5 protein-coding genes are annotated in these 5,346 nt (G+C 66.4%); 2 read left to right on the top strand and 3 right to left on the bottom strand.

The annotated features are described in order from the left end of the window. Nucleotides 1-10: 10 nt before the first annotated feature. Together ACFTZB_RS42640 and ACFTZB_RS42635 are read right to left on the bottom strand one after the other, a co-directional pair. Nucleotides 11-907 carry a Ku protein gene (locus ACFTZB_RS42640; RefSeq protein ID WP_378441533.1) on the bottom strand — a complete coding sequence of 299 codons (897 nt, stop codon included), beginning with the start codon at nucleotides 905-907 and terminating at the stop codon, nucleotides 11-13. A 31-nt stretch (nucleotides 908-938) separates the two neighbouring features. Beyond that, nucleotides 939-2,087, bottom strand: coding sequence for a lycopene cyclase family protein (locus ACFTZB_RS42635; RefSeq protein ID WP_378441531.1), 1,149 nt, complete (start codon nucleotides 2,085-2,087; stop codon nucleotides 939-941). Between the two features lie 647 nt (nucleotides 2,088-2,734). On the opposite strand from ACFTZB_RS42635, the gene ACFTZB_RS42630 reads away from it, so the two are divergent. Next, nucleotides 2,735-4,366, top strand: a complete 1,632-nt coding sequence (locus ACFTZB_RS42630) for an ABC-F family ATP-binding cassette domain-containing protein (RefSeq protein ID WP_072942064.1) — start codon at nucleotides 2,735-2,737, stop codon at nucleotides 4,364-4,366. A 72-nt stretch (nucleotides 4,367-4,438) separates the two neighbouring features. Next, entirely contained in the window at nucleotides 4,439-4,654 is a 216-nt protein-coding gene (locus ACFTZB_RS42625; RefSeq protein WP_043825986.1) for a helix-turn-helix domain-containing protein, read from the top strand. A 24-nt stretch (nucleotides 4,655-4,678) separates the two neighbouring features. Here ACFTZB_RS42625 and ACFTZB_RS42620 read toward each other — a convergent pair whose 3' ends face one another. Next, the gene (locus ACFTZB_RS42620; RefSeq protein ID WP_072942061.1) at nucleotides 4,679-5,245 is read right to left on the bottom strand and encodes a TetR/AcrR family transcriptional regulator; all 567 of its coding nucleotides are present in this window, start codon (nucleotides 5,243-5,245) and stop codon (nucleotides 4,679-4,681) included. Nucleotides 5,246-5,346: the final 101 nt, after the last annotated feature.

Raw genomic sequence — 5,346 nt, 5'->3', positions numbered from 1 at the left:
CCCCGTCGGTTCAGGCGCGTTTGCGTTCCGAGGTGGACGACTTCGCTGTGGCCTTCTTCGCCGCGGTCTTGGCCGGGGCTTTCTTCGCCGGTTTCTTCTCGGCGGGTGCGGCCTTCTTTCCGGCGGCATCGACGCTGCGCTGCAGTGCGGCCACCAGATCCACCACTTCGGCGTCCTCGCCGCTCTTCTCGACCTCGGCGACGGGAATGACCTTCTTGCCGCCCGACTCGATCATCTCGTCGAGCAGTTCACGCAACTGCACCTGGTAATCGTCGGTGAACTCGGTGGGGTCGAAGTCGTCGGCCATGCTGTCGACGAGGGTCTCGGCCATCGCGAGTTCCTTCGCCTTCGGCTTGTCGACGTCGTCGAGTGAGGGGAACTCGGCCGCGCGTACCTCGTCCGGCCACAGCAGCGTCTGGATCACCAGTACGCCTTCCCGCGAGCGCATCGCGGCCAGTCGGGTGCGCTGGCGCAGCGTGAAGTGGACGAGGGCGGTGCGGTCGCTGTTCTCGAGGGCGGTCGCAAGGAGGACGTAGGCCTTTGGAGAGCTGGAATCCGGTTCGAGGAAGTAACTCTTCTCGAACAGAATGGGGTCGATTTGTTCGGTCGGCACGAACTGAAGAACCGGTATCTCGTGTTTCTCGGCGGCGGGTAACTTGCCGAAATCGTCGTCGGTCAACACCACGCGGACGCCGTCGTCGGAGTCGTAGGCCTTGTCGATATCGGCGTATTGAACGACGTTGCCGCATTCGGAGCACACGCGGTTGTATTTGATCCGGCCGCCGTCCTTGGCATGGACCTGGTGAAATCTGATGTCGTGATCTTCGGTTGCCGAATAGACCTTGACCGGCACGTTCACGAGTCCGAACGCTATCGAGCCCTTCCATATCGACCGCATGCGTTCCATGATGGTCTCCTTTTCGCGTTCGCGCGACAGTTCATCGAACTTCCCGGCGAAGCGTGGAACGGAGAATCACACCTCGGATATCGCCGGAGGAAGCGAGAAACATCCGGCCCATTGCCGACAGCGTTCCGCGCGGATTCGACCGTTCGGACAGATATGCGGCCTGCAGTCGTGGCGGTAGATCGAAGAAATGCTCGAAGAATTCGGGGACCTGTTCCGGCCCCAGATCCAACAGGACGCGCAGACCGACCGATCGCAGGGACGCGACGGTGCGCGCCTTCCACGGCCACAGTCGCCCGTTCGAGCCGTCACGAAGGTCCCGCGCCAGAGCATCTGCGTACCGAAGGGACGCGGCGACGCTGTAGCCGGTGCCGGGGTGCATCAAGCCGGCACGGGCTCCGAAGCGCACCTGGTCCGAGCTGTGAGACCGACCGGCCTGGGGTGGCGGCTCCACAGCGAATCTGACCCGCTCGACGTCCGAATGGGACGGAACGGTGGTGCCGCGCGCGCGGAGACGGTGGTGGAGTCTGGTGGCGAGTTCGGAGATCGCGAGTGGGGGCCGGCCGACGAGGCAGGTCTCCTCGAGCAGGAACCGGTCCCGGGTGAGCGGGACCCCGTAGAGGAAGGACGGCGTGTCCGTCGGTGACGTGCCGTTGTCGCGGCGCCAATCCATGAACACCGCGGCCTCGCCTCCCAGCGCGTGCGCAGCCGTCCCGGGATCCACTACGACCCCGTATGCCGTCTGCTGGGCGAGGTCGGGGCTGTCGCCCGTACCGCGGGCATCGACGACGACGTGAGCGTTCAGCGTCGAGCCGTCGTCCAATCGGACCGAAGTGGGGGACAGATCCACCGCTCTACCTGCGATGACAGTTCCGCAATGGTCGCCGAGTATTGATTGCAGCCTTGATGTATTCAAAACGCAGTACGTGCGATCGATCACGTGGCGACGGGTCGTCCACGCGGCCGGGCGGTCGGTTCTCGTGGCGACGGCATCCCGCGGGAGCCAGTCGGGGAGTTCGCCTTCCCAGGCGGCGTACGTTGCGGTCCACGATCTGCGGGGGAGCGGATCGACCGATACGACCGCCGAACCGAGGGCAGAAGCCCTATGGGCGAGGGCGCGGCCCGCGGGGCCGAGGCCGACGACCGCGACGTCCCAGATCGGTGGACGGGGAGTGGCTGTCACGCGGCCAGCCTGTCACTTCAGGTCAGCCTTCGTCGACAGAACTGTGTTCCACGATCCGACCCAGACGGAACGCGGGTATTTCCGGAACTGGACGCAACGACGCTCGGCTGGCTCGCGGGGTAGCGGACATTCTCCATGTCGAGTCCCGACCTGCAGGAACTCATCACTGCGCAGCCCCGATAAGGGAGGAGTGGATGGAGGGGAGCGGGCGACGCGGTCGGGCCGGGATCGCACGCGGGGAGGTGGGGTGTGGTTCGTCACTCGGCTCGGGGTGGGGAGTTGCCTGCGGCCGGCGGTCGCCGGACAGATGTGCGCCGCCGCCCGCCGGGTCGAACTCCGCCGGCTCGCGGCGGATCAGCCAGTTTAAGAGTCGGACTGTGACGGAACATTATGATTTCACGAATATCACTCGCTCGGCTCTGCCTCGCACCAACGGCACTCACCACCGTCCGCACATCCAGACCACACCATCCACGTCTCATTCAGCGAAGAAGACGGGGGCGGGGATCGGGCCGGGCGGCGAACGTTAGCGGGATCACGGGCGTGCGTGGTCCGAGTGGGTGGCGGTCGGGTAAAATCGCTGGTTCGTGTGTTCTTTGCGCAGGTTTTCTCATTCAGCGCCTTCGTCATTTTCCTAGGAGTTCTTGTTGATCACCGCTACCGACCTGGAAGTTCGAGCTGGAGTGCGGACGCTGCTGTCCGCTCCCGGGCCGGCTTTGCGGGTGCAGCCCGGCGACCGCATCGGGCTGGTCGGCCGTAACGGTGCCGGTAAGACGACCACACTCCGCATCCTCGCGGGGGAGGGGGAGCCGTACGCGGGCGCCGTGGTCCGCACCGGCGACCTCGGGTACCTCCCGCAGGACCCGAAGGAAGGCGACCTCGACGTCCTCGCGAAGGACCGCGTGTTGTCCGCGCGCGGTCTCGATTCGCTGCTGCGGGACATGGAGAAGCAGCAGATCCTGATGTCGGAGGTCGTCGACGACGCCGAACGCGACAAGGCCGTCCGCAAGTACGGCAACCTCGAGGATCGGTTCTCCGCCCTCGGCGGGTACGAGGCCGAGAGCGAGGCGGCACGCATCTGCAACAGCCTCGGACTGGCCGACCGCATCCTCGGTCAGCAACTGCACACCCTGTCCGGTGGTCAGCGTCGCCGAGTCGAACTGGCGCGCATCCTGTTCGCCGCGTCGGACGGCAGCGGCGGACGGTCGGACACGACCCTGCTGCTCGACGAGCCCACCAACCACCTCGACGCCGACTCGATCACGTGGCTGCGGGGATTCCTGCAGAACCACGAGGGCGGTCTGATCGTGATCAGCCACGACGTCGATCTGCTCAACGACGTCGTGAACCGGGTGTGGTTCCTCGACGCCGTGCGCGGCGAAGCCGACGTGTACAACATGAGCTGGAAGAAGTACCTCGACGCCCGCGCGACCGACGAGCAGCGTCGCCGCCGTGAGCGCGCGAACGCGGAGAAGAAGGCCGGAGCGCTCCGCGCGCAGGCCGCGAAGCTCGGCGCGAAGGCCACCAAGGCCGTGGCGGCGCAGAACATGGCGAAGCGCGCCGACAAGCTGATGTCGGACCTCGACGCGGAACGCGTGTCCGACAAGGTGGCCCGGATCCGGTTCCCCGAGCCGGCCGCGTGCGGCAAGACGCCACTGATGGCGGAGAACCTGACCAAGGTCTACGGGTCGCTCGAGATCTTCACCGGAGTGGACCTCGCGATCGACCGTGGGTCACGCGTCGTCGTGCTCGGTCTCAACGGTGCGGGTAAGACGACGCTGCTGCGCATCCTCGGCGGCGTCGAGACCCCCGACGCCGGAGGACTCGTCCCCGGCCACGGACTGAAGATCGGCTACTTCGCGCAGGAACACGACACCCTCGACGACAACGCGTCGGTGTGGGAGAACATTCGTCACGCGGCGCCGGACACGGGGGAGCAGGAGCTGCGTTCGCTGCTCGGTGCGTTCATGTTCACCGGCCCGCAGCTCGAGCAGCCGGCGGGCACCCTGTCCGGTGGTGAGAAGACCCGCCTCGCGCTCGCGGGGCTCGTGTCGTCGGCGGCGAACGTCCTACTGCTCGACGAGCCGACGAACAACCTCGACCCCGTTTCCCGCGAACAGGTGCTCGACGCGCTCCGCAGCTACACCGGGGCCGTCGTGCTGGTGACCCACGACCCGGGTGCCGCCGAGGCGCTCGACCCGGAGCGGGTCATCCTCCTGCCCGACGGCACCGAGGACCACTGGTCGCAGGACTACCTGGAACTGATTCAGCTCGCCTGAGCCGGCGCGTAGATATCGCCGTCGCTCCGCTCTACCGTGGAAACCACCGTCGCTCGCCGACTGGAGGAGTTCATGGCTGACATCGGGGTCTTCGCCAAGAGCGCTCGGATCACGGGACCGTCGCGTGCCGATCTGCAAGCGGAGCTGAAACAGCGCTATCAGGCCGGGGCGAGTATTCGTTCCCTCGCCCGGGAAATGGGGCGATCGTACGGGTTCGTCCGCAACATTCTCGCGGAGTCCGAGGTGGAGCTCCGCGGACGAGGCGGAGCTCACCGTCGTAAGACCTGACCGGTGTCGGTGGGGAGTGCTGTGTCAGTCGCGGCGTCGGACGGATTCCTCGACGAGATCGAGCACGGCCGACAGATTGTCACCGGCGTGCCCGGAGGCGATGCGCGCGACGAGGCCGTCGAGCACCAGGTCCAGGTAGCCGATGAGGACGTCGGTCGGCACGTCGTCGCGGAGGCGGCCCGCCGACTTCTGCCGCGCGAGGCGTGCCATGGTCGCCTCGGTCAGTTCCGCCGACCGTTGCGACCAGCTTCTGCGGAAGTCGGGATCGTTCCGCAACCGCCGGGCGATTTCGAGTCGGGTTCCCAGCCAGTCGAACTGGTCGGGCTGGGCGAGCATGTCCCGCATCACCTGGACGAGACCCTCGTGGGCGACCACGTCGGCCATCCTGGTCGCGTCCTCGTGGGCGAGCGCCAGGAACAACCCGTCCTTGTCCTTGAAGTGATGGAAGATCGCCCCGCGTGACAGTCCGGTCACTTCCTCGAGCCGGCGGACGGTGGCGCCGTCGTAACCGTATTCGGCAAAGCATCGGCGGGCGCCGTCCAGGATCTGACTGCGCCGGGCCGCGAGATGGTCTTCACTGACCTTGGGCAAAGTGCCTCCTTCGTCGGCCTGTGCACTGTTTTCGGCCCTTCGCGAGAAAGGTGACCTCAAGCACCGAGCGCGCACGACCAGTCATTCGGGACGGTGAGTTC

It is taken from the genome of Rhodococcus sp. NPDC057014 (assembly GCF_042673295.1).
Classification (GTDB): domain Bacteria; phylum Actinomycetota; class Actinomycetes; order Mycobacteriales; family Mycobacteriaceae; genus Rhodococcus_F.
The sequence above is the reverse complement of the archived record's forward strand: the minus strand, read 5'-3'. Positions and strand labels throughout refer to the sequence as shown.